The organism is Tardiphaga sp. 619_E2_N8_4, assembly GCF_051810905.1.
Lineage (GTDB): Bacteria > Pseudomonadota > Alphaproteobacteria > Rhizobiales > Xanthobacteraceae > Tardiphaga > Tardiphaga robiniae.
Window position 1 is genome coordinate 5036756 of record NZ_JBPWQJ010000001.1, and the last position, 24384, is coordinate 5061139.

18 protein-coding genes are annotated in these 24384 nt (G+C 61.1%); 8 read left to right on the forward strand and 10 right to left on the reverse strand.

The window, feature by feature from the left end; all coding sequences use genetic code 11:
- Window positions 1–26: 26 nt before the first annotated feature.
- From AB8A23_RS24260 to AB8A23_RS24270, 3 genes are read right to left on the reverse strand one after another with little or no spacing between them, the layout of a single operon-like run.
- Window positions 27–1808: a S8 family serine peptidase gene (locus AB8A23_RS24260; protein WP_439057926.1), complete on the reverse strand. Its 1782-nt coding sequence runs from the start codon at window positions 1806–1808 to the stop codon at window positions 27–29.
- A 47-nt stretch (window positions 1809–1855) separates the two neighbouring features.
- On the reverse strand, window positions 1856–2590 hold the full coding sequence (locus AB8A23_RS24265) for a hypothetical protein (protein WP_439057924.1): 735 nt from the start codon (window positions 2588–2590) through the stop codon (window positions 1856–1858).
- Window positions 2587–3156: a sigma-70 family RNA polymerase sigma factor gene (locus tag AB8A23_RS24270; RefSeq protein ID WP_089266985.1), complete on the reverse strand. Its 570-nt coding sequence runs from the start codon at window positions 3154–3156 to the stop codon at window positions 2587–2589. The genes AB8A23_RS24265 and AB8A23_RS24270 overlap by 4 nt, the downstream gene beginning before the upstream one ends.
- A 629-nt stretch (window positions 3157–3785) precedes the next feature.
- Between AB8A23_RS24270 and AB8A23_RS24275 the strand changes: the two genes are divergently transcribed.
- From AB8A23_RS24275 to AB8A23_RS24290, 4 genes are all read left to right on the forward strand, one after another.
- A complete protein-coding gene (locus tag AB8A23_RS24275) occupies window positions 3786–4856 on the forward strand; it encodes a GGDEF domain-containing protein (protein ID WP_439057922.1) in 1071 nt (356 codons plus the stop codon).
- Window positions 4857–4925: 69 nt separating this feature from the next.
- The gene (locus AB8A23_RS24280; protein ID WP_439057921.1) at window positions 4926–6038 is read left to right on the forward strand and encodes a DUF2336 domain-containing protein; all 1113 of its coding nucleotides are present in this window, start codon (window positions 4926–4928) and stop codon (window positions 6036–6038) included.
- A gap of 190 nt (window positions 6039–6228) precedes the next feature.
- Window positions 6229–7203 carry an NAD-dependent epimerase/dehydratase family protein gene (locus AB8A23_RS24285; RefSeq protein ID WP_439057919.1) on the forward strand — a complete coding sequence of 325 codons (975 nt, stop codon included), beginning with the start codon at window positions 6229–6231 and terminating at the stop codon, window positions 7201–7203.
- Window positions 7200–8528, forward strand: a complete 1329-nt coding sequence (locus AB8A23_RS24290; RefSeq protein WP_439057917.1) for a flavin-containing monooxygenase — start codon at window positions 7200–7202, stop codon at window positions 8526–8528. Before AB8A23_RS24285 ends, AB8A23_RS24290 begins: the two co-directional genes overlap by 4 nt.
- A gap of 40 nt (window positions 8529–8568) precedes the next feature.
- On the opposite strand, the gene AB8A23_RS24295 is transcribed toward AB8A23_RS24290, so the two are convergent.
- Both AB8A23_RS24295 and AB8A23_RS24300 read right to left on the reverse strand, forming a co-directional pair.
- Complete coding sequence (locus tag AB8A23_RS24295) at window positions 8569–9207, reverse strand: NrsF family protein (RefSeq protein WP_175366664.1); 639 nt, start codon at window positions 9205–9207, stop codon at window positions 8569–8571.
- A gap of 2 nt (window positions 9208–9209) precedes the next feature.
- Complete coding sequence (locus tag AB8A23_RS24300; protein WP_175366665.1) at window positions 9210–9755, reverse strand: sigma-70 family RNA polymerase sigma factor; 546 nt, start codon at window positions 9753–9755, stop codon at window positions 9210–9212.
- Between the two features lie 330 nt (window positions 9756–10085).
- Here AB8A23_RS24300 and AB8A23_RS24305 point away from each other — a divergent pair, with 330 nt between their 5' ends.
- Window positions 10086–10769 carry a hypothetical protein gene (locus AB8A23_RS24305; protein WP_439057915.1) on the forward strand — a complete coding sequence of 228 codons (684 nt, stop codon included), beginning with the start codon at window positions 10086–10088 and terminating at the stop codon, window positions 10767–10769.
- A 75-nt stretch (window positions 10770–10844) separates the two neighbouring features.
- On the forward strand, window positions 10845–11624 hold the full coding sequence (locus AB8A23_RS24310) for an enoyl-CoA hydratase (protein ID WP_439057913.1): 780 nt from the start codon (window positions 10845–10847) through the stop codon (window positions 11622–11624).
- Here the strand turns inward: AB8A23_RS24310 and AB8A23_RS24315 are convergent.
- On the reverse strand, window positions 11621–13471 hold the full coding sequence (locus tag AB8A23_RS24315; RefSeq protein WP_439057912.1) for an acetyl-CoA hydrolase/transferase C-terminal domain-containing protein: 1851 nt from the start codon (window positions 13469–13471) through the stop codon (window positions 11621–11623). The genes AB8A23_RS24310 and AB8A23_RS24315 overlap by 4 nt on opposite strands.
- A gap of 329 nt (window positions 13472–13800) precedes the next feature.
- Between AB8A23_RS24315 and AB8A23_RS24320 the strand changes: the two genes are divergently transcribed.
- A complete protein-coding gene (locus tag AB8A23_RS24320; protein ID WP_089266977.1) occupies window positions 13801–15216 on the forward strand; it encodes a TolC family outer membrane protein in 1416 nt (471 codons plus the stop codon).
- Between the two features lies 1 nt (window position 15217).
- Here the strand turns inward: AB8A23_RS24320 and AB8A23_RS24325 are convergent, their stop codons facing one another.
- From AB8A23_RS24325 to AB8A23_RS24340, 4 genes are all read right to left on the reverse strand, one after another.
- Window positions 15218–17782: an HWE histidine kinase domain-containing protein gene (locus AB8A23_RS24325; protein WP_439057911.1), complete on the reverse strand. Its 2565-nt coding sequence runs from the start codon at window positions 17780–17782 to the stop codon at window positions 15218–15220.
- 249 nt (window positions 17783–18031) lie between these two features.
- Complete coding sequence (locus tag AB8A23_RS24330; protein ID WP_439057909.1) at window positions 18032–21154, reverse strand: efflux RND transporter permease subunit; 3123 nt, start codon at window positions 21152–21154, stop codon at window positions 18032–18034.
- Window positions 21155–21190: 36 nt separating this feature from the next.
- Complete coding sequence (locus AB8A23_RS24335; protein ID WP_089266974.1) at window positions 21191–22360, reverse strand: efflux RND transporter periplasmic adaptor subunit; 1170 nt, start codon at window positions 22358–22360, stop codon at window positions 21191–21193.
- Window positions 22361–22580: 220 nt separating this feature from the next.
- A complete protein-coding gene (locus tag AB8A23_RS24340; RefSeq protein WP_439057907.1) occupies window positions 22581–23978 on the reverse strand; it encodes a CoA transferase in 1398 nt (465 codons plus the stop codon).
- Window positions 23979–24076: 98 nt separating this feature from the next.
- Here AB8A23_RS24340 and AB8A23_RS24345 point away from each other — a divergent pair, with 98 nt between their 5' ends.
- On the forward strand, window positions 24077–24364 hold the full coding sequence (locus AB8A23_RS24345) for a hypothetical protein (RefSeq protein WP_089266972.1): 288 nt from the start codon (window positions 24077–24079) through the stop codon (window positions 24362–24364).
- Window positions 24365–24384: the final 20 nt, after the last annotated feature.

Here is a 24384-nt window from a genome sequence, read left to right on the forward strand (position 1 = left end):
CGGCCAAACGTTCAACGATCAGGGGATTATTTTTGGACGTCTGACGCCATCGACGGCGACGACGCCTCGACCGCACGCGTCGTCGGCGCCGGTGCGGTGACGACAACGGGCGTCACGGGCGCAGGCGCTGTCGCCACGGGTTGCTGAGCGCCCTGCACTGCCGATACCGCACTATAGGCATCCGCCGCGCCGGCACCGAACAGGTCGTCACGGCCGGGCGCACCAAGATCACGCGCGGTTGTCATCAGGATGCTGCGGATCTCGTTCGGCCGTAGTTGCGGATTGCGCTCGATCATCAATGCGGCGAGCCCGCTGATGTAAGCCGCCGAGAACGAGGTGCCCGACGTCATCTGGTACTTGTTGTCCGGCGCGGGCAGGAAGATATCGACGCCCGGCGCAGCCACCGCGATGTGGCTGCCACGGTTCGACGCGGAGAACAGCCTGTCATACGCATCGGTGGCGCTGACTGCGATCACGCTGGGGCTTGCAGCAGGATAAAGCGGCGGCGATTTCGGTCCGGCATTGCCTGATGCTGCGACCATCACGATGCCCTTGCTGGCTGAGGCCGCAATACCGCGCTCGATCAGCGGATCCTGCGGACCGGCAAAGCTCATATTGATGACCTGGGCGCCATTCATGGCCGCGTGGTTGATACCCTTGAGGATCACGAAAGACGAACTCTCGGCACCGCCCTGCGACACACCAAAAGCGCGAATGGCCAAGATGCGCGCGCGCGGCGCGCTGCCCATCAGCCGTGCATGCGATACGATCGCCCCCGCAATGCCAGTGCCGTGCACGTGCGCCCCTTCCTTGCTGCGAAGCGCATCGAACGAACCCACGATGGCATCAGCGAGTTCGGGATGCGCGACGTCGATGCCGGAGTCGATCACGGCAACTGTGACATTGGCACCGGCCGACAGCTTGTGCGCCTCAGGCAGACGAAGCTTCGCCAGCGCATATTGCGCAGGATCGCCCTCACCCGGTGCCGGCGTTGTCACCTGGTCCTGCAGCACATAGCGGAAATTGGGTTGCACAGCGCGCACGTCGGCCTCGGCGCGCATCTGGGATTCGACAGTCTCGACCGAACGGTTGTCGGTGATGCGGAACAGGCTGATATTGGCGCCGATCAGCGGAAAGTCCTGCGACGACAGACGCTCCAGGCGCAGACGGCGCGCCAGCGCATCTGCCTGGTCGGGCGTCAGCGCGCTGTCGAGTTCGGCGACGATCTGTCGGGGGACATAACGCGTGTTCAGCGCCGCCTGTGGGCCATTGCTGCGCGGTCCACCACCGGCATTCTGGCTGCGCGGCGTCGGGCCGCCGCCGAGATCAGCAACGAATGGCTTCTCGTTGCATTCGCCGGATGCCGCGCGATTGGCATAGGCGCAGCTCGGATAGGTGTTGGGGGAATAGCGCACATAAGGAATGGTTGGCAGCACTCCCACGATCTTCAGCGGCGGCGTACGCCCTGGCCGCGAGGATATGGGCGGTGTCCGGCCGGCTGTCGTGCCGATCGCCGCCCCGCGCGGGCCGACGCTGGTGATACCGACGCGACCAGCAATGGGTCCACGGCTCACGATATTCGGACCACGGCCGGCGATGCGACCCGCGCCGGCAGCGATGTTCGGATTGATGCGCGGTGTCGTGCTGGGTGCGATCGTGGGAACGCGCGATCCGATATTGAGGCTCGGCGAGCGCATCATACTCTGCGCGCCCGCGACCGAAAGGCCGAACGGCCATGCGACAGCGAGCGAAAGCACAGCGGCCGTGCATTTCATCATTGGCCCGGAGGCACCACGATCATGTCTCATGGAACAGGCCTCGCACGCACAATGCGGATCGGATCAACCGACGGCGCCTACTGCGCCTGAACCGCCATGCTGACGATCTTCTCGTTCTCCAGCCGGCGGATCAGCCCGGCGATCTGGTCCTTGGTCATCACCCGATTGCCGAACTGCAGCCGGAACAGCCCGTCCTTGCCGTTGTCAACAATCGTACCCTGATAGCCATCGAGCAGCGCCGTGATGTCAGACACCCGCGCAGTCGGCGCAAAACGGACGAACAGGCGCGTCGGGGCTTCTACCGAGGCCGGTGCCGGCGCGAGCGACCGGGTGACAGTGGTCGGTGCACTCGTTGGCGACGGCGCGGCTTCATAGGACGCAGTCTGGAATGTGCGTGTATCGCGCTGCATCAGCACGGTGCCAATCACACCGGCCTGCAGCATGATGGCGAGCGCACCAACAGCGGCCGAAGCCGCCAGCGTCCGCGGCGAAAGCGATGCGAAAAATCCGGAAATCCGCGCCGACAGACCGACCGACGTCGATCCGCTGCGCACCGGCTCGGCGTCAATCGCAGCAAACAGCTTCTGCATTGCCCGTGAGGACGGCGCACCGAGGCTCTCATTGAGGCCAATGGTCTCCGCGTATTCTTCCTGGATCACGGCATATTGCTTCGCCAGTTCCGGATCCTTGGCCAGTGCATCATCGACGCGGCGAGCATCACGCGCGTTGAGCGTGCCCGCGGCGTGCCAAGGCAGCAATGCCTCGATTTCGCCTGGCTCCTGGGTCGGCACTTTGTTGCTCATCGCCATCATGGCCAGCCTCGTTCAATGCCGGCTGCCTTGAGCAGATCGGCTAATTTCTTGCGCGCATAAAACAGGCGCGTCTTGACGGTGTTCTCGGGAATTCCGACGATCTCGGCCACCTCTTCCACGGACTTCTCGTGGTAGTAGACGAGATCGACGATTTCCCGATGCTCGGGCGAAAGGGATGTCAGGCACTTTCGCAACGCGTCACTGGTATCCTTTTTCTGAACCGACACTTCGGGATTATCGGACGTATCCTCGATCGCGTTGGCCGTCTCGTCGTCCAGTTCGGCGTCCTTGCGCTTGCGCAGCGCGGACAGCGCCTTGAACCTCGTAATCGCCAGGAGCCAGGTCGAGACCGCGGAACGGCCCTCGAATTTGCCTGCCTGCCGCCACACATCCAGGAACACTTCGCTGATAAGATCCTCAGCAATCTGTTCGTTCCGCACCAGCCGAAGGCCGAAGCGAAACACCCGGACGTGGTGCCTGCCATAAAGCACCTGCATGGCAAGACGGTCGCCTTGCGCAATCCGGGCGATCAGAATCTCATCCGATGCCGCCTGTGTTGCACTCACTGCCCGTCTCGCAAAGTTGGTCTGAATGAGGATGTAAGAGGTTCGATTGACAAGATAAAATCTTCTCGAATGGGCAGGAATATACCGGTCGCGGCTGTTTTAACCGCGCCGAACGGGCTTTTACCGCCCTTTTCTTGGGCGGAACGGGTAACAGGTAGCATAATGCTGGGGCATTTCCGACCCGAACGCCAGCGATTCACACGGCAACCTTACCAAGTCGTGGCTTCCGGAACAGCCTTGAGACGGCGGAACCTGCATTTTGCAGCCATATCCCGAAACCCTCGTCAATGAATACCGTAACTTGTCCCGGCGGCTTGTCCGCCACATCAAGTCAACTCGCCCGGGCCCGTCATCGGTCCGGGCATTTTTACTTAAACAACAAAGCTATGCTTGAAACCTTCTGGCAGTCCCGCAGTAAGCGATCTGTCGACAGATGTCGCCGGGAGCAGCAAATGAGTAGCCCGTTACCAGATTTGACTTGCGGCAATAGATACCAAACCTAAAGGCTTTGAGCACTAGAGTTCCATCAGCAAAACCCATCGATGGGCTCAATGACCGCAGCCGCTTCATCAGTCTTGAATCCAGTCAACGGCGACTTCGAAGCCGTCGATGGAGAGTTGCGGTCTGATATGCTCGCACGTCGCCTGAAGCGGCGGCGCCAAATGCTCGCATTGGCGGCCGCCAGTCATGCCGTCAACGTCGTGCTGCTTTTCGTCTTCCTTGCAGCAGGCACTATCGATGGCACCATCGTCGCGGCCTATGCCGGCTGCGCTTTTACCTCTGTCCTGATCTTCCTCGCGATCTCCGAGAGCGGCCTGACGGATGACTGGCGCGATCACTTCTTCGCAGCGCCCTACACGGCTGTCACTTACGCACTTCTGCTCGCCTTCGTTTACACCGCGCCCAATGTCGCCGTCGTGTTTCTCTGCGCATTGTTTCTTGTGGCCAATGTCATCGCCTTGCGTACCTCGCCCCGTGAAGGTGTCGGCGCCTGGAGCGTCATGACCGGCGGCCTCGCGCTGCTGTATTTCTTCGTCGATCTGCCCTTGACGTTGCCCTCCGGCAATTCCCTCGAGCGCTTCGGCACCTTGCTGACATTCTCGATGACCATCGCCCGCAGTATGTTCATTGGCATTTTCTCCAGCTCGCTACGCGATGCGCTGTTTCGGCGCCGCGTTGAGCTCGAAGCCGCCTACAAGCGCATCGAAGAGCTAGCGGAGCTCGACGAACTGACGGGATCGTTCAATCGCCGCTGCATCATGCGGCTGCTCGACGATGAAATCATTCGTGCACAGCGCAGTAATACGCCCTGCACCGCCGCGCTGATCGATCTCGACTGGTTCAAGCGGATTAACGACAATTTCGGACATCCAACCGGCGACGAAGTACTGCGAACCTTCGCCATCACCATTTTCGCCAATATCCGCAGCATCGACAAATTCGGCCGCTATGGCGGCGAGGAATTCCTGCTGGTGCTACCGGACACGCCGCATGACAAGGCCTTGCAAATGCTCGACCGTCTGCGCGCAATCGTCGAAGCACTGGATTGGAGCGCATTTTCCGACGGCTTGACCGTGACGATTTCGGGCGGCGTTGCGACATTGGGTCCGAACGACACGCCAGACACCTTACTCGCACGTGCCGACAGCGCACTCTACGCCGCCAAGGAGCGCGGACGAAATCGAATTGCAAGCGCCTGAACGAATTTCACGAACCCTAACTGCAACATTTTCGCGGCAGGACACGATTAGAGTTACGGGATTTGATTTATGTCTTCGAAGTCACCGTTATCGGCAAATTTACTCGACGAGCTTGACGCCGCACTGGCCCACGGGACGGTTGCGCGGCGCGTGGAAACGCTGCGCCGCGTCACGGATCTGTTCGTCAACAACGCCGTGGATTACTCCGACGCGCAGATCGCAGTGTTCGACGACATCTTCGATTGCCTGCTGACGCATATGGAAGCGTCTGCAAGGGCCCTTCTGGCCGAGCGACTGGCACCCATCCCTGTCGCACCGCCCCGGGTCGTCCGGACCCTCGCATTCGACGATTTGATCGAGGTCGCCGCCCCCGTGCTCTCCCAATCGGAGCAACTGGACGACCATGCGCTGATTGAGAATGCACGCACCAAGAGCCAGGACCATCTGCTCGCGATTTCGACGCGCAGCGTCCTGAGCGGCGCCCTGACGGATGTCCTCGTCGAGCGCGGCAATGACGCCGTCGTCACCAGCACCGTCAACAATCGCGGGGCAGACATTTCAGAGCGCGGGTACAATACCCTGCTCTCCCGGGCCGAGGGCAACGATACGATTGCGACGTGTGTCGGCCTGCGTCCCTCCATTCCGCGCCACCACTATCTGAAGCTCGTTGCCAAGGCGTCGGCCTCGGTCCGGGCGAAGCTGGAAGCCGCCCACGTACACCACACCGCCGACATATCGCTGGTGGTTCAGCAGGTCGCGCGGCGGGCACGCTCCGCACCAGGCGGAATCAGTCAGCAGACCATCATTGCTCATGGTCTCGTGCGCTCACTGTTTGAAGACGGTCGGCTGGATGAAAACGAAGTGGCGAAATTCGCCGAAGCCAGCAAGTTCGACGAAGCAAACGCTGCGCTCGCGTGCCTGGCCAACGTGCCAATCTCCGTCGCGGAAACCATGATGGTCGAATCCCGCAGCGAGGGCATTTTCATTCTGTGCAAGGTCGCAAATTTCTCATGGAAGACGGTCAAGACCATCATCAACATGCGCGAGCAACTCGCTGGAACACAGCTGTCTGACAGCGCGACCGACCGCGAGACCTATGAACGTCTGCGCATCTCCGCGGCGCAACAAGTCCTGCGCTTCCACCGCATGCAGCAGGCGACGTCCGACCTACCTGCCGCCTGACGTTTGTCAGTCAACATGTTTCCACGCGAATGGCCGCAGTCTGGCCATTGCGACCGAGCGCCGCAACGCCAATTGCGCTGAGCAGCCATTCCGTCAGCAGGCATCGACTTGCCGGTGAAGGCGCTGATAGTGATGCCTCGATCACGGCGAATAACGCCGGAACAGGTTGGCATCAAGCAGGGCGGGATTCATGCGCGTCTTGATTACAGGCGCCGGTGGCTTCATCGGCAGAACCCTCACTTCTGCGCTGCTTCAAGCAGGCGCTCTCACCAATGCTGCAGGCACAAGCGAAACAATCGAGGAGCTCCTCCTTCTCGACACACATTTGCCGCCAGCATCCGACCGACGCGTGAGACATCTGCCAGCCAGCATCGCGGCGCCCGATACGCTGAGGCGGATCGCTGCCTGGAAGCCCCATAGCGTGTTTCACCTCGCCGCTGTGCTGACCAGCGCCGCAGAACAGGACCCGACGCGCGCGCTGGCGGTGAATGTTTCGGCGCTGGCGGAATTGATCGACGCCATCGGCGCGAAGGATGCTCCGCCCCGCCTGATCTTTCCAAGTTCGATCGCAGTCTTCGGCGGCTTATTGCCTGATCATGTCGATGACGATCATTTGCAGCGTCCACAGACCTCCTATGGCACGCACAAGGCCATTGCCGAATTGATGCTGGCGGATGCCACGCGTCACGGAATGGTCGATGCACGTGCCCTGCGCCTGCCGATCGTGCTGGTGCACCCCGGCCCGCCAACACAGTCGGTATCTGACCGTATCGCAGGCATCGTTCGTGATGGCGTCGCCGGAAAGCCGTCGATTTGCCCATTGCGCGCGGACACGAAAGTGCCGATCGTTTCGGTGGAGACCGTTGCGCAGAATTTGATCACGCTTCACAATGCCGATCCAGCCAAGATGCGCGGCAAACGCGCGCTCAATCAACCTGCTTTGACGATCAGCATGGAAGACATTATTGAATCGATCGCACGTGTCACCAACACCACGCCGAACGTGACATATGCCCTCGATTCCGATCTCAAGAAGATCGTCGATAGCTGGCCGAAAGGTTTCATCTCCACCCGCGCGCCATCCCTCGGCGTCGTCGCTGACAAGAGTTTCGAGGACATCGTGAGCCAGTATCGCCAGCGTCTTGCCGAAAAATCTGCTGCATGACCGAACCTGCAGTCGACATCTGCGTCATTGGCGCCGGCTCATCCGGCATTGCCGTCGCCAAGGCCTTGCACGACAAGGGGCTCAGTTTCGATATCTACGAGAAGGGCTCAAATATCGGCGGGATGTGGCGCTACGGCAATGACAATGGCCTGTCTTGCGCCTATCGCAGTCTGCATATCGACACCAGCCGCAGCAATCTCGGCTATTCCGATTTTCCGATTCCAGCCGACAAGCCTGATTTCCTGTCACACCAGCAATTGCTGGATTATCTTGAAGCCTATGCTGACCGGTTTGGCGCACGATCTCGCATCCGCTTCAACTCCGAAGTGATCTCGGTCGAAAAGACCGACGACGGCTGGCGCGTAACGACGAAGGAAGGCACCCGCGAATACAAGACGGTGATTGTCGCCAACGGCCATCTCTGGGATCCGCGTTGGCCGACCTTCTCTGGCACATTCAACGGCACGGCGATTCATTCCAGCCAGTATCGCACCGCGCAGCCTTTCGAGGACAAGAAGGTGCTGGTCGTTGGCATCGGAAATTCGGCCGTCGATATCGCCGTCGATCTTTGCAAGCGCGCCAGCAGCGTCGTGCTGTCCACGCGAACCGGCGCCCATATCATGCCGAAATACATGATGGGCATCCCGATCGATCGCTGGTCGGCCTTCTTCGCGCGCAAGCTGAAATTCCCGACACTGCTGACGCGCATGCTCATGGCACGCCTGATCTATCTCGCTGTCGGCGACCAGACCCGCTTCGGCGTGCCGAAGCCGAAACATCCCATGTGGCGCGAACATGCGACGTTGAGCCAGGAGTTGCTGCCTTATATCGGCCATGGCTGGATCAGCATCAAGCCGAACGTCACCTCGTTGGAGGGGGACGCCATCGCCTTCGCCGATGGCACGCAGGAGGGCTTCGACGCGGTGATCTACGCGACAGGTTACAAGACCAGCTTCCCGTTCCTCGCGCCCGAGATCTTCTCGGTGCCGGAAGACGGAGGCATGGTTGATCTCTATCGGCGCATTAAACCGCCGAACCGACCAGGCCTGTTCTTTGCCGGATTGGTGCAGCCCATCGGACCGACCATTCCGCTGGTCGAAATCCAGGCTCGATGGATCGCAGCTGTGCTGACAGGCAAAGTCGCCCTGCCCAGCCCTGGCGATATGGCGCTGGAGGTCCGCGACTTCCACCAGAGGAAGATCAGCACCTGGCTCAATTCAGCGCGCTACACGCTGGAAGTCGACTTCAAGGACTATACCAGCGAGTTGAACGGCGACATCGCGAAGGCGGCGAGCGGCCGTCCTGCGGCCGTGGCATCGGCCTGACCGGATTCATTTTTCGCGGAACGCGTGGCTCACGCGCAGCTCAATAGCGCAACACTTTCGAACCGATGGCTGCACCCAGCGCCGCCACGACGAGGGCTGCGAGCGTGTACCAGGTCGCCACAAACAGCGGCGAGTCGTCTGCGCAATGCGCGGCGTAAAACGTCGCCCCTAGCCCGGCTGACATCAATCCCGCGAGCGCACCGGCAACGGCGGGGCGTGACGGCGCGCCGTGGCGCAGCGCGATCATCGCGCCGCCGAGGATCGGCAGCGACAGCAACGTGATCGCCGCCGAGCACAGCGACGAGTTTCTGCCGATAATGCGCACCATCATCGGCGCGCGCTGCGGCATCGTCATTTCGACGATCAACGCGACAATGAGAATAAACGGCGACAGCAGCAACAGCCAGATCCAGCGCCCCAACGACGCCTCGGGCCGGGACAGATGGACACTGATCACGATGGCTGGAATGGCAAGCGCCAAGGTCACCAGAAACTTCGTATCGAAGAACGGATTGCGCATGGCCGACATGAAGTCCGGGCGAATGCCAAGCGTCACCAGCAACATCGCCGCCACAACCGGCAGGGTGACCAACAGGGCCATCGCGAGCTGCGTGCTCACGGGACGTGGCCTCTGATCATTGTCGGCGGCGAGCGTTTGAATCAGGCGATCGGTATCCATGGTCAATCCTTTCGCAGCTTGGCTGCGAGGCTCGCGAGCCCACGATGCAACGCCACGCGCACGGCGCCTTCGGTCATCGACAATTTCGACGCCGTGGTCTTGATGGATGCGCTCTCCACCGCGATCGATCTCAACACGTCGCGCTGCCGCGGCGGAAGATCGGCGAGATGATTGGATATCTCGACGGTGGGCAATGTTTCGGCCGGCGGCTCGCTCGGAATCGTCTCGGCAAAATCGTCGATATTGACGAAGACGCGACGTCCGCGGCGACGCAGCGCATCGATCAGCTTGTTGCGGGCGATCGCAAACAGCCACGGCGCGAATGGCGCGTTCGCGTCCCAGGTCTGCCGCTTCAAATGCACCGCCAGTAAAATGTCCTGCACAATATCCTCGGCCTGATCGGGCGGCTGGCCAGCCCGTGACAGGCCCTGCCGCGCTCCGGCGCGCAGCACGGGCGTAACCGACTTCAGCAGGCGATGATAAGCAACGCTATCCCCTGCATTGGCCGACCGCATCAGATCGGTCCATTCGTCGTCACGTCCGCGCACGCGCGCTCCTAAAGCCAATTCGGCGGATAATTCAGTTTGTTACGCTAGCTGAGAGAAAAATCACGGAACCGTGAAGCCCTTACCTACGCCCCAATCCCGAGCCGAAGATTCAAAGACATCCGGCTCATACCATCGAACCGTCAGAGTGACATCCGTCGCCTTGATTTCAAAGGCAGATTTTAGCTGACGCCTGTGGAGACGATAATTGCGGCAGCGTTCATGCCCCGTTTTTGCCGGACTCGTCCGAAGATTCCCTTTTTTTGCCCCGGTGTGAACACCTGCGCAGTTTCCCTTGCGGCCATTGGGGGCCGGTACTTTGGGGAGATTTCCATGAACATCAGAGCCAGCGGACGTGCGGCATTGGTCATCGCAGCCGGATTGTGGATCTGCACATCGGCACCGCTTCACGCGACCGAAAACGACGCTCCAGCATCCGAGCCGGCCGCAGCGGTTGGCAGCGCTGCAGACACGTCCGCCGAACCAGCAGCGAAGGCCACCAAGCACCGCAGTGCCAGGAAGAGCGAAACGAAATCGCGCAAGTCCGACCGGCAGGCAACCAAGACGTCGAAAAAATCGGCTGATGAGGACACTGCCAAAACGGAAGACGCGAAGCCGGGAAGCAGCGATACTGCCATCCCGTCATTGGTCGCCAATGCCAATGCGCAATGGCCCTCTGAGACAGCAGCGACCAACACCTACAACATGTCATCGCAAGCCGGCAGCGCGCTTGGCCAAATCGGCGGCCAGCAGGAACAGCCCGCAACGACGTCGCCGGATTCCGGCGCCAGCAACGCGCAGCTCGTTGCCGCTGACCAGCTCAACGACCTCGATCGTGCCATCAGCAACGATAAGCCGCCGCTGACGCTCGCAAAGGCCACCATCGACACACCGGCACCGGAAGTCGCCACCGAGAGCAGCACGACCTGGGACAAGACCTCCCTTGTTGGTAAGATCTTCATCGCATTTGGCGGTTTGCTGACCATGGCCTCTGCGGCCCGTATGTTTATTGCTTGAACCCCATCCCCCGAGCGGGCAAATTGCGCGGGGCTGTCGATCCTGGCAGCTTCGCAAAAATCCGCGGGATGGAACATGAGCAGCTACGAACACCTCATCGTTGAGCGCAAAGACGCGGTCGGCATCATCACGCTGAATCGCCCGAAGATGCTGAATGCGCTTTCTTTCGGTGTGTTCGGCGAAATCAAGATCGCCATCGACGAGCTGGAAGCCGACACCGCCGTGGGCTGCATCATCGTGACCGGCAGCGAGAAGGCATTTGCCGCCGGGGCAGATATCAAGGAGATGCAGCCAAAGAGCTTCATCGACATGTTCTCCAGTGATTTCACCGCGATCGGCGGCGACCGTGTCGCCACCTGTACCAAACCGACCATTGCTGCCGTCTCAGGCTATGCGCTCGGTGGCGGCTGCGAGCTGGCTATGATGTGTGATATCATGATCGCAGCGGACACCGCGAAGTTCGGCCAGCCGGAAATCACGCTTGGCACCATTCCCGGCATCGGCGGCACCCAGCGCCTCACACGCGCCATTGGCAAATCGAAGGCGATGGACCTCTGCCTGACGGGCCGTATGATGGATGCGGCGGAAGCCGAGCGCTCCGGTCTCGTCAGCCGCATTGTCCCGGCCGACAAGCTGATGGACGAAGCCATCGCCATGGCGGAAAAGATCGCCGCCATGTCGCGCCCGGTGGCGACGATGGCGAAGAACGCCGTCAATCGCGCCTTCGAGACGCCGCTCGCCGAAGGCCTCAAGGTCGAGCGCGATCTGTTTCACGCAACCTTTGCGCTGGAGGATCGCTCTGAAGGCATGGCTGCGTTCATCGAGAAGCGGAAGCCAGTCAACAAAAACCGCTAGGCTGAGCCGCTGCGCGCGAGTGCGGCGGAAACCAGCACACGATAGGCGCGTTCGGCCCATGTGGCCGGACGATCGAGCCCGAGCCGCGCCAGCGCCGATTCATCTGACGCACTCGGGGCGTGCGTCATGCCCTGCCAGAACAGGCCTGCGAGTTGTTGTGGCGACACCGATGCGGCGCTCAGGACCTGCAGCGCAGGGATCAGGCGCTGCTCCACGGCAGTGAAATCGGTGCCAAACGGGAACATCGGCAGAAGACCGGCGTCCCGCGCCGGCTTGAGGGCAACGGAGATCCGCTGGGGCACGTTGTCGCGATATGCTGCAGGAATATCATAGCTCTTGGAAAGCTTTCCCGCATCCTTGGCCTGCTTCATCAGCTCCGGCTGAAAGCGCGAGTCGGACACCTGCAGCATGGCCGCGATCACATCCGCATCAGATTTTCCGCGCAGATCGGCGACGCCATACTCCGTCACGATGATATCGCGCAGGTGTCGCGGGATCGTGGTGTGACCATAGCTCCAGCGAATATTGGAGGCTGGCTTCTTGCCGGCGCGTGTGGATTCGAGAGTCAGGATCGAGCGCGCGCCGTCCAGAGCGAAAGCCTGCGAGACGAAATTATACTGCCCACCGACGCCGCTCACGACCTGGCCGTTCTCAAGACCGTCGGAGATCGCGGCGCCCATCAGCGTCGCCATCATCGTGTTGTTGACGAAGCGCGCATCGACGCGCGCCTGTCGTTTCGCCTCTTCGTTGCCATAGAGCTCATTGGTGAACGATACCGGCATCATCTGGATTTTCGCCAGACGCTCCGGCGCCATATCGCGCAGCGCCTGATAGAATGCCTTCGGCCCAAGAAAGAACGCGCCATGCACGATGGTGCCATCCACCTCGCGCTTGAGAATGCCGGCGTCGATCAGGCCGAGAAATGCTTCGAACAGCATTTCACTGACACCGTAGAGGCCGTGTTCGAACGTCGCGACTTCCTTTGGAGGCGCGTCGGGGGCAAGACGCTGCATCAGATTGCGAAACGCCGGATTGTCGCGGTGGCGAACGATCAGGCCCTGCGCCAGCGCATCGCCCACTTGCCCAATGCCGATCTGCAGCGTGCCGCCGTCGCGCACCAGGCCGGCAGCGTGCAATCCAATCGCGTATTTGGTGTCGTTGACCGGTTCGGACGGGGGCGCAAACAGCGGAAATTCAGTCTCCGGGCTTTCGAGCACCGCGTGAAACTCATCGCTGGTAAGATCACCCTGCCCCGGCATGAAGGGCAATTCCGAATTGACCTGACCGATTAGCCTGAACGAGACGCGACCTTCATTGCGCGCCCGCATCAGATCAAGCGTGGTGTCGGTATTGCAGCTCAGACTATAGCGCGCGGCGCCATCGACCACACGCTTCGACACCAATTGCGTGATCACGTTAAGCCCGCGCGTCAGAAGATAGGACGACGCATGGGTGTAGTTCGCCGAAATATAGTGCTGCTGCGCGTCGGCAACCCGCAGCCATTTTCCCGCAAGGAAGAAGAATTCGTTGACCTGAATGTTTGGCGGCAGCTCACCTTTATGCAGCGCGTTTGCATAAGCGAGACCGGGATAGCCCCCGAACAGCCGTTCGATCACCGGATTGATGAAGCGCTTCTCCAGCTCGCTGGATGGTCTCGGCTTCTCCAGTGTCAGGGCAGAGAAGAACGTCAGTCTGACATTGCGATCGGCCAGCGCGCGCTGATAGAGCGCATTGATGATATGGTTGGCCTTGCCAAGCCCGAGCGGCAGCCCGACCACGAGCGTCGTCCCAACGTCGCGAATGATGTCTTCGGCGATGGCGTCGGGATCAGTGAAGATCTTGGGCATAGGCATTCCGGCTGGGCAGGATCGGCAGCTCCTCAGCGCAATCGCGCAGCAAAGCCGGACAGAGTTACCACTGCGTGCGGTTATTCAGAAATGTGCCCGACATGCAACACACGCGGCCATGTGAAGCGGGTTTATTCGTCGCATTCACGGAGCGCTTCATCCACCCTAGGGTCCTGATCAATCAAGCAAATCGGGGCAGCCAAATGCCTGTGGGGAAAGCGCAAAAGCCCGGAGGTTCTTCGCCGGATGGTTTGCCTGCAAAGGCAACGCCCTCTAAACATACCTAGACGTCAGCGGGGGCGGACGTCCGAAGATTGCTTTGGGATAATATGGTTCGTCACGGCATATTTGGCCTCGCCGCAAGGCGCGCGCTTCGGACAGGCATGGCCCTGAGCCTGATTGGCTATGGCATTTTTGCTGCGGTCGATGCCCGAGCCGAAACGGTGTCGGAAGCCCTTGCCAAAGCCTATCAGTCCAATCCGCAGCTGAACGGCGAACGGGCCCGCCAGCGCGCCACCGATGAGAACGTCCCGCAAGCGATGGCCGGCTACCGGCCTCAGGTGGCAGCCACACTGAGCTATGGCCTTCAGGCCGTACGCAACCTGCTCGTGGACAACACCATCCAGGGCGCAACGCTGAAGCCATGGACCATCGGCGTCACAGTCACCCAGACGCTTTATAACGGAAACAAGACAGCCAACAGTGTCCGCGTCGCGGAATTGCAGGTCCAGTCCGGCCGGGAAGCGCTGCGCAATGTCGGCCAGGGCGTGCTGCTCGATGCTGTCGTTGCCTATACCAATGTTCTCGCCAACCAATCGCTGGTCGAAGCCCAGCGCACCAACGTCACCTCCCTGCGCGAAACCCTTGGCATCGCCCAGAAGCGGCTCAACGCCGGTGACGTCACGCCCACCGACACGTCACAGGCCGAAGCGCGACTGGCGCGTGGCCAGGCCGATCTCAACGCCGCTGAGGTCAATCTCGCCATCAGCCAGGCAACTTATACGCAGGTGATTGGTGCTGCACCCTCGCGGCTCAGTCCGGCGGAACCGATGGATCGGCTGCTGCCGCGCAACCGCGACGATGCCGTCAATCAGGCTTTCAAGGCGCACCCCGCCGTGCTGGCAGCCGGCTACGATGTCGACGTGGCGACCACGACGATTAAAGTGGCCGAGAGCAGCCTGTTGCCTACTCTGACGCTACAAGGCAGCGCCAGCAAATCCAGCCAATCGGATCCGACGCTTGGCACTTTTGGCACCGACCAGGCTTCGATCGTCGGCCAATTGACGGCGCCGATCTATGACGGCGGCCTCGGTGCTGCGCAGACGCGCCAGGCCAAGGAACTGTCATCGGTTAGCCGTCTGGTGCTCGAGCAGGTCCGCAATCAGGCCCGCACAGCAGTCGTCGGTGCATGGGTGTCAAATGAAGGCGCCAAGACGGCGGTGAGTGCCGCTGAAGCCGAAGTACGCGCTGCTGGCGTTGCACTGCAGGGCGTACAGCGCGAGGCCCAAGGCGGTCAGCGCACCACTGTCGACGTCCTGAACTCACAGCAGGATCTCGTACAGGCAAAGGCACGCCTGATTGGCGCGCAACGTGACCGGGTCATCGCATCCTATTCGCTGCTCAGCGCAATTGGCAGGCTGGATGTGAAGACGCTTGGGCTGAACACGCCAGACTATCTACCAGAAGTTCATTACCATCAGGTGCGCGATGCCTGGCACGGGCTGCGCACGCCCTCGGGGCAGTAAACTATCCGGCCGAACTCTTCTTCACCATCGCCGTGGTCATCGCAGCGACCAGCGATGCGAGGTCGTAGGGCTTGCGTACGATCGGCACTTCATCCATCGACGCCGGGATCAGGCTGGTTTCGCCATAGCCTGTGGCGAAGACGAAGGGGATGCCCCGCTCGCGCAATGCCTGGGCTACCGGCACCGAACTGCCATTGCCGAGATTGACGTCGAGGATGGCCACATCAGGCCTCATGATCGCCAGCGCGATCAATGCCTCCTTGACCGAAGATGCTGTCTCGACCGATGCCGCGCCCTCGTGGGTCAGCATGGTCTCGACGTCCATGGCAATCAGAAGCTGGTCCTCGACCATCAACACCTTCAAGCCGCGCATCGACGCCATCGGCCTGTCATCCTCGCGTCGGGCGCGCACGTTGCGCGCCGCCGCCGGCGCGGGCCAGACAACGAAGCGCGCCGGGATGAGCAACCGCACGCGCGCGCCCGCCGGCTCATAATCGACATCACTTTCACCCCCGAGATCATAGGGAATGCTGCGACTGATCAGCATCGATCCAAAGCCCGGCCGCAATGGCGGTGTGACAAGGGGGCCGTCGCGCTCAAGCCAGTGGATTTCGCAGTCGCCGATATCGGTGCGTTTCCACTGGAGCGACAAGCGCCCCGTGCTTACGGAAAGCGCACCATATTTGGCGGCATTGGTGGCCAGTTCGTGCAGCACCAATGCGAGTACCGAATAGGCCCGAGCGTCGAGCGAAACATCGGGGCCGGTCACCTCGATCGCTTTCACCGACTCGCGATACGGCGAAAATTCCGCATCGAGCAATCCCTTCAACGCACCGCCACCGGCGCCGCGGATGACCTGATCATGCGCAAGCGACAAGGCCTGAATACGTCCCTTCAGGGAGGCGACATAATCCTCGATGCTGCGGCCATCCTCGACCGGGTGGGAGACCAGCGATTTGATCAGTGCCAGGATATTCTTGACGCGATGATTGAGCTCTTCATTCAACATTTTCTGGCGCAGGTCAGCCTTGTGCCGCTCATCCGCCAGTAATTCGTTGTGGCGAAGCACCACTTCCACCAAAGCCGAGCGCACGGCCTCGGCGGTGTCGCGCTCGTTTTGCAACCATGGCTGGGACTGGCGCTGTACGGTCTCCTTCCAGATCGCGAAGCTCTTGCGCGGTGTCAGCCGATCGCCCAATGGACCGATTTCGTACGTCTTGTTGGGATCACCCGCCCAGTTCAGGGTTTGCGCAACTTCGCTACGAAAGAACAGAAGATAATCGCGCGGCAGTTGCGACAAGGGCACGGCCAGCACGCCGGAAACGGCAACGGCATAGTCTTCAGCCGCCGGCAATCGATCTGACAATGCGCTCGTCGCCCACACCCTGCCCTCGGCCACTGAATTGATGAAGCCCATGAGCGCCGGCGCTGCGGCAGCCGGTGGCGCACTGCCATAAGACGTCCAGGTCTTGTTGAGATATAGGCCAATACCGTCACACGGCATCAGTACGCTAAAATCGCGAATGCTTTCCTTGAGCAGGTCTTCGACATCGCCGTGATGCGAAACATTGTGCAACAGCTGGTCGAGATAGCGCCGCGCGCTTTCGCTAGCAGCCAGTTTGCGTTTTTGAAGAAGCCCGGCCAGTTGCATGGAAAAGAACTCGCCAAACATCTCTGCAGCAACGCGTTTCTCCATGGAAAGCGCGCGCGGTGCATAGTGATGGCAGGCGATCAGCCCCCAGAGCACGCCGTCGTGGATGATGGAAATCGACATCGACGCACCGACGCCCATATTGCGCAGATACTCGCAGTGGATCGGCGAAACGCTGCGCAGATGTGCAAAGGACAGGTCGAGCGGTTCACCAGACGTGTCGAACTCCGGCTCGATGGCCACGCGCTCACCGCTTGCATCCGAGACGATACGCACGGTGTTCTGGACGTAGAGCACCCTCGCCTGCTGCGGGATGTCGCCGGCCGGGAAGTGCTGCCCCAGAAAGCTCTCGAGATCGCCGCGGCGCGCCTCGCTGATCACCCGGCCGGAACCATCATGAGCGAATTGATAGACCATCACCCGGTCGTAGCCGAGTCCGCCACGCAGCAGCCGCGCCGCATTGTCAAACAGCACGTCGAGATCGTTGCATTGACCGATGCGGCCGATCAGCAAGCGCGACAACTCCAGAGGCGGTGTCGCCTCGCTGGCGTCCACAGGCTCGAATTCGATGATGTTGACGCCCTTGTGCCGATGCACAGCGACGTTGAACGCGGTCTGCGAATGCGCGACCTTGAAATCAATCAGCAGTCCCGGGCGCTGCTGGTTGCCCCATTTGGCGATGGCATTGCGAATGTCGTGCGCCGGCCCCTCGCCGATCAGATCGTCCAGCCTGCGGCCATTGATGTCGCCTGATCCCACACCAAGCATCGCGCCGGCATTGACCGAATGGCGCCGGACCATCCCGGCAGAGCCATCGCAGGCGAGCAGACAGCCATAGGGCTGGATGCTGCCGGGAATGTGGATCGGCTCGCGATCGCAATTGGTCAGGTCGACAGGGTCAGTCTTGATGAGCATCAAAGGGTCTCTGAAAAGATACGGCGCTCGAAACGACGGCCACCAGCATGGCACGGCTGCATGTTTTGAAAAAGATCAGCAAATACAGCGTTCAAGAGCACCAACCGCAACGCGCACGGGCGGAATAGCCCGGTGGGGAACCGGTCAACGGGCAAGCGCCGGTTTCGATCCATTTCGAGGCCGGTTTTTTAGGTATGCGCGATTGGGCTGCCTTAGGGACAGCCCGAGCCGCTCCCGTCGCAAGCTGGTTTAACGCGCCCGGCTTGAGAAGAACGAGATCAGCACCGGCAGGGTGATCAGGATCACCAGCGGCGCCAGCATCATGCCAGTGACGACGACAACCGCGAGCGGCTTCTGGACCTGAGACCCGATTCCCTCCGACAGCGCCGCCGGCAGCAGGCCGACGCCCGCAACGATGCAGGTCATGAGCACCGGCCGCAGTTGCAACTCGCCGGTCCGGATCACAGCCTTGATGCGTTCATAGCCCTCGTCGATCAGCTGATTGTATTGTGACAGGATCAGGATGCCGTCCATGACAGCAATGCCGAACAGCGCGATGAAGCCGATCGCCGCCGATACGCTGAACGGAATACCCGTGATCAGTAGACCGAGCACGCCGCCAAAGATCGCCATCGGGATCACACTCATGGCCAGCAGTGTGTCGGCCATCGAGCCAAAGTTGAACCAGAGCAGCACGCCGATCAGAGCGAGGCTGATCGGCACCACGATGGAAAGCCGTGCGATAGCGTCCTGAAGATTGCCGAACTCGCCGACCCATTCGGTCCGCGAGCCCGGCGGCAGCTGAACGAGCGCGGCGACCTTGTCCTGCGCTTCCTGAATGGCGCTGCCGAGATCGCGTTCGCGTACCGAGAACTTGATCGGCAAATAGCGCTCCTGGTTCTCGCGATAGATATAGGCTGCACCCGAGACGAGATTGATCGATGCCACTTCACTTAGCGGGATCTGCGCGATCGTGCCGTTCGGACCTGGTGCGCCGATGCGCAAATTCTGGATCGCCTCAGCGCTACGGCGATATTCCGGCGCCAGCCGCACCATGATCGGGAAATGCCGATCGCTGCCGGGCTCATAGAGATCGCCCGCGGAGTCGCCGCCGATCGCGACCTTGATGGTGGCGTTGATATCGCCGGGCGACAATCCGTAGCGCGCAGCCTTGGCACGGTCGACGTCGATCTGGATGGTTGGCTGTCCCAACGATGTGAACACGGCGAGATCCGTCACGCCCTGCACCGTCGACAGTACGGCCTTGATCTCGTTAGCGGTCTTGGTCAGTGCATCCAGATCGTTGCCGTAGAGCTTGATCGAATTCTCGCCCTTCACGCCTGAGACGGCTTCAGAGACGTTGTCCTGCAGATATTGCGAGAAATTGAACTCGACGCCGGGAAATTTCGTCTGCAGTTCCTTGAGCAGGCGCGCCGTCAGCGCATCCTTGTCCTGCGGCGCCGGCCATTCGGAGGCAGGCTTCAGCGGGGCGAAGAATTCCGCGTTGAACAAGCCAGCCGCGTCGGTGCCGTCATCGGGACGGCCGTGCTGCGAGACGACGGATTCTACCTCGGGCTGCTGGCGGATCAGCCTGCGCATCTCGTTGACGTAAGTGTTGCCTTCCTGCAGCGAGATCGTCGGCGGCAGCGTGGCGCGGATCCAGAGATTGCCCTCTTCCAGCTTCGGCAGAAATTCCAGGCCGAGGAAACGCGCCATGAAGAAAGTCACCACGACGAGACCAATCGCAATGCCCAGTACGATCTTTCGGCTGGCGACCGCCCAGTGCAGCACCGGCATATAGAGGCGATGCAGCTGGCGCATAATCCAGGTTTCGGTCTCTTGGACATGCGCCGGCAGAATGATCGCGCTCAGCGCAGGCGTGACGGTGAATGTCGCGATCAGGCCACCGGCGAGCGCATAAGCGTAGGTCCGCGCCATCGGTCCAAAGATATTGCCTTCAACACCGGACAGCGTGAACAGCGGCAGGAACGCGGCGATGATGATAGCGGCGGCAAAGAAGATCGAGCGCGACACGTCAGCGGATGCGCTGAGGATACCATGCTTCTTCATGCCCATGATGGTCTCGGGCGAGATGTGGCTGCGCTCCGCTTCGGAAAGCTCTGTGGTCTGGGTCAGCCGTCTGAAGATGGCCTCTACCATGATGACCGTACCATCGACGATCAGGCCGAAATCGATGGCGCCCACCGATAGCAGGTTGGCGGATTCGCCGCGTAGCACCAGAATGATGACAGCGAAAAACAGGGCGAATGGAATAGTGGCGCCGACGATCAGCGCGCTGCGCAGGTTGCCGAGGAACATCCACTGCAGCAGCACGATCAGCAGGATGCCGACGACCATGTTGTGCAGCACCGTATGCGTGGTGGTATCGATCAGGTCCTTGCGGTCATAGATGCGTTCGATCCGCACGCCGGGCGGCAGGATGCCTCCGCGATTGATCTGCTGCACCAGCTGTTCGACACGCGCGATGGTCGGCGAACTCTTCTCGCCGCGGCGCATCAGAACGATGCCCTGGACGATATCGTCCTCCTGATTGAGACCGGCAATGCCGAGGCGCGGCTTCTCGCCGACCGACACCGTGGCGACGTCCTTGACCAGAACCGGATTGCCGTTGGTCTGGGAGATCATCGTACTGGAAAGGTCGTCGATCGAGCGAATGAGGCCGACGCCGCGCACCACGGCCGATTGCGCGCCGATATTCACGGTGTTGCCGCCGACATTGATATTGGCGTTGCCGACGGCGGTCAGCAGTTGCGGCAGCGTCAAGCCATAGGCAACGAGCTTGCTGAAGTCGACCTGGATCTCATAGGTTTTTGTCTTGCCACCCCAACCAATGACGTCGATGACCCCTGGTACCGCACGGAAGCGGCGCTGCATGATCCAATCTTGCAGGGTCTTGAGATCGAGCACGCTGTAGTTCGGCGGCCCCACCAGACGATAACGGAAGATTTCCCCTACCGCAGAGATCGGCGATATCGTCGGCTGTGCATTGCCCGGCAAGGTCCCGAGCTGCGACAACCGGTTCAGGACTTGCTGCAATGCTTCGTCATAGGTGTAGTCGAACGAAAACTGCAATTTGACGTCGGAGAGACCGTAGAGCGAGATAGTGCGGATCGTTTTGAGGTTCTTGATGCCCGCGACCTGCGCTTCGATCGGAATCGTGATGTAGCGTTCGATTTCCTCGGCAGAGAGACCGTTGCTCTGGGTCACAATATCGACCATCGGCGGGGTCGGATCGGGATAGGCCTCGATATTCAGCTGATTGAAAGCAAACAGGCCACCGATGAAAACGACGGCGAACATCGCCACCATCAGGAAGCGACGGTCGACGGCCAGAGCAACAAGACGATCCATCCAGATCGGACCTTTCAGAAGAGCCGAAGCTGGGGGTTAGCTGGCGGAGGCCGCGCGATCGATAAACAGGCTGCCTTTGGTGACGATGCGTTCACCGGCTTTCAGGTTGCCATGGACCTCGACGAGATTGCCATTGGTCATACCGGTCTTGATCGTGCGCAGCTCGATGGTCTTGTCGTCATGCGCCACCCAAACGCGGACCTGATCGCCTTCATAGATCAGCGCCGTTTTCGGGACGCCGATCGTCGGCTGGTCGCCAGGCGCGTAGATCGTCACGGTGGTGAACATTTCGGGCTTCAGCAAACCGTTGCTGTTGTCCAGCGTAGCGCGGACCAGCAGACGGCGCGTCGCGGGATCGAGCGCAGTCGCGACATAGCTGATGCGGCCAGTGAGCACACGGCCCGGCAGCGCGAGTGCGGTGAAACTCATTTCCTGACCGATCTGTACGGCAGCAGCTTCGGTCTCGCGCACGAAGGCCGTGAGCCACACCGATGAGAGATCGCCGATCACGAAGACCGGATCGGCAGCGCCGGCGCTGATGTACTGGCCGGGACCGATCTTGCGCTGAACAACCGTGCCGGCAAGCGGCGCGTAGATCGTCGTTTCCGGATTGATGCGGCCCTTCTCTTGAAACGCCGTGATGGCATCTTCCGAGAGGCCAAGAATGCGCAGGCGATTGCGTGCGGCTTCGAGTGCCGTGTCGGCGGTGCGCAGATCGTTCTGTGCCTGCAGCAGCGTGGCCTGGCTCTGCTGATAGTCTTTCAGCGGCACAGCCTTCCCTTCGAACAGGTCGCGGGCACGCTTGTCCTGGATCTGTGCGAGGTCGACTTGCGACTTCGCCTTGTTGAGAGCCGTGGTCGCGGCAACGAAATCATTCTGCGCACCGACAGTGTCGGCCGCTTCGATGACGAAGAGCGGCTGGCCCTTTTCGACGTGGTCGCCTGGTTTGGCGAGCAGCTTGGTGACGCGGCCGGCATAAGGTGAGAAGATCGGGGTCGAGCGGTCCTCATCGACGGCAATCTTGCCCTCGGTGACGTGTTCGGCGCGGAAGGCACGCACGGTGACCGGCTCGATGGTCAGGCTGGCCCATTCAGACGGCGACGTCGTATAGCGCTGAGGATTCTTCCGCGACTGGCTCGAAACGTCGGAATGCCCCTTCGACGGGGTGGACAGCCGCACGTAGCCGATGCCTGCGGCGACCAGCATGGCAGCAATGCAACCGCCCGCAATCAGGCGCTTTCCGCTAAACAGCTGAGATCGTTGATCTAAATTCGTCACTGTCCAGTCCTTGGTAGGAAACGCACTTATTCCGCGGCGATTTGTCCCATTCACGCGCTAATAGTGCGCATCTGGGCGTTCAGACAATCTAAAAACGCGTGTGCACTTACGAATCTTCGTTAAAATTTTGAAATCCTGCAAATGGGTTTCAATTACCGGACGGCCATACCGCCGGATGGCTGCCGAGGGGCATGGCCGGACGCGCCCACGATGCCGGGGTTCGCGATAACACGGCTGCATGACGGACCGCCGACAACTGGCCAAATCCGGACGGCATATCCTCAGTAAAGGCTTTGACCATCTCTCCCTTGAGGTCTTCGACCACGAGACCCTCCGCGATCCTTCCCATATCCCACAGCCATTGACCGGTGCGGGCAAGAGAGACCTGGACGTGCCAGCTACCGCCTTCGCGCGCCTGACGTGCACGGGCGATCATGGCGCCGAACGCCATTAAGTAGCCTGTGGCGTGATCCAGCATCTGGGCCGGCAATTCCTTCGGCCCATCGACGCCCGCCGCCTGCCCTTCGGCATGGTTGAAGCCGGTCGCGCATTGCACGAGGGAGTCGAAGCCGCGGCGCCCGGCCCACGGCCCGGAACGGCCATAGGCGGAGAGCGAGACATAGACGATACCGGGACTGACACGGGCCGCCTCCTCCGGCGAGAAGCCGAGCGCCGCGAGCGATTGCGGGCGGTAGCCCTGCGAGAAGATATCCGCCTGCGCGAGCAATCCTCGCAACGTGTCGCACCCCTGCCCGCTCTGGAGATCCACGAAGCTCGAGAGCTTGCCGCGGCCGGTATCGATGGTGAGCCACGGGATCGCCGGCAGATCGGGGCTGGAGACCAGCATCACATCCGCGCCATGGGCCGCAAGCGTGCGACCAGCGACGGGACCGGCGATAACGCGTGAGAGATCGAGTACGCGCAGCCCCGCGAGCGGCCGGGCGCCGATCGGCCACAGCTTCGGTTCGGCGTCGCCAATCCGGGTGATCTCGACGAGCGGCAGTTCAGCAACGGCTTTGGCCTGCGGCAACCCCATCCATTCGTCATGGGATCGCATCAGCGCTACGACACCGCCGGCTGCATAGGCCGCGGTCTCGAAGGCTTCGCCGTTCCATTGCATCAACGCGGCCTGCACGGCTTCGCGCTCCGGCGCACATGACAGCACCTGGCAGACAGCATCGCGATGATGCGGAAAATTTGTATGCAGCCGGACGAACTTGCCGTCACCGGTCTGGTAGACGCCGGCGATCGCATCCCAGGCGGGCGGCGGCGGATTGCCGTCGCAGCGCAGATAGCGTTCGCTGCGGCATTCGACGATGGCATGGCGCATATCGACGGAGACAGTCTGCGTCTGCCCGCTGCGTAGCCGCCAGATTTCGGCAGCCGCCATTCCGGCCGCAGCGATACTGACCTGAGCGGCTGCACCGACATGGAATGACGACGGCAATTGCGGCTCATTGCCGGTCAGCGCGACACGCTGGAGCGCCGCAATATCACCGCCAGCCTGCCTCCAGAGGTCGGCGAGCAGTTCACGAATGCCGTGCATCAACATCCTCCCCCTTTCCCACGCCACCGATTCAGCTCACGCTTCCAGGTGACCGCATCCGTTATCGCATCATCTTGTACAAGCATGGAGGAGAGACCATGGCCACCATCGATCCATTGACAGCCGGCGCCGTGGTGCTGGCCACGGCTGCCACCGACGCGGTCTATGTGATGTTCACCTCTGCGGTGGTGGCCCGTCGGCGCATCCCTGCGGCCACCTGGAGCAGCGTCTGGTATGTACTCTCGTCCTATGCCGTCATCAGCTATACCGAAAACTGGATGTATGTGGGGTTCGCCGCCGTCGGTTCATGGATCGGCGCCTATGCCACTATTACTTTCCTGCACCGGCCGCCCGGCGGACCGCCAGTCGGTGCATCACCTGAATAGGTAAGAACGGCTGAATGGTT

Bases quoted from the DNA above. Each gene is read 5' to 3' on its own strand.
- AB8A23_RS24260 (WP_439057926.1), bottom strand. From the start codon at position 1,808: ATGAGACATGATCGTGGTGCCTCCGGGCCAATGATGAAATGCACGGCC.
- AB8A23_RS24265 (WP_439057924.1), bottom strand. From the start codon at position 2,590: ATGATGGCGATGAGCAACAAAGTGCCGACCCAGGAGCCAGGCGAAATC.
- AB8A23_RS24275 (WP_439057922.1), top strand. From the start codon at position 3,786: ATGCTCGCACGTCGCCTGAAGCGGCGGCGCCAAATGCTCGCATTGGCG.
- AB8A23_RS24280 (WP_439057921.1), top strand. From the start codon at position 4,926: ATGTCTTCGAAGTCACCGTTATCGGCAAATTTACTCGACGAGCTTGAC.
- AB8A23_RS24285 (WP_439057919.1), top strand. From the start codon at position 6,229: ATGCGCGTCTTGATTACAGGCGCCGGTGGCTTCATCGGCAGAACCCTC.
- AB8A23_RS24290 (WP_439057917.1), top strand. From the start codon at position 7,200: ATGACCGAACCTGCAGTCGACATCTGCGTCATTGGCGCCGGCTCATCC.
- AB8A23_RS24295 (WP_175366664.1), bottom strand. From the start codon at position 9,207: ATGGATACCGATCGCCTGATTCAAACGCTCGCCGCCGACAATGATCAG.
- AB8A23_RS24305 (WP_439057915.1), top strand. From the start codon at position 10,086: ATGAACATCAGAGCCAGCGGACGTGCGGCATTGGTCATCGCAGCCGGA.
- AB8A23_RS24310 (WP_439057913.1), top strand. From the start codon at position 10,845: ATGAGCAGCTACGAACACCTCATCGTTGAGCGCAAAGACGCGGTCGGC.
- AB8A23_RS24315 (WP_439057912.1), bottom strand. From the start codon at position 13,471: ATGCCCAAGATCTTCACTGATCCCGACGCCATCGCCGAAGACATCATT.
- AB8A23_RS24320 (WP_089266977.1), top strand. From the start codon at position 13,801: ATGGTTCGTCACGGCATATTTGGCCTCGCCGCAAGGCGCGCGCTTCGG.
- AB8A23_RS24325 (WP_439057911.1), bottom strand. From the start codon at position 17,782: ATGCTCATCAAGACTGACCCTGTCGACCTGACCAATTGCGATCGCGAG.
- AB8A23_RS24330 (WP_439057909.1), bottom strand. From the start codon at position 21,154: ATGGATCGTCTTGTTGCTCTGGCCGTCGACCGTCGCTTCCTGATGGTG.
- AB8A23_RS24335 (WP_089266974.1), bottom strand. From the start codon at position 22,360: ATGCTGGTCGCCGCAGGCATCGGCTACGTGCGGCTGTCCACCCCGTCG.
- AB8A23_RS24340 (WP_439057907.1), bottom strand. From the start codon at position 23,978: ATGCACGGCATTCGTGAACTGCTCGCCGACCTCTGGAGGCAGGCTGGC.
- AB8A23_RS24345 (WP_089266972.1), top strand. From the start codon at position 24,077: ATGGCCACCATCGATCCATTGACAGCCGGCGCCGTGGTGCTGGCCACG.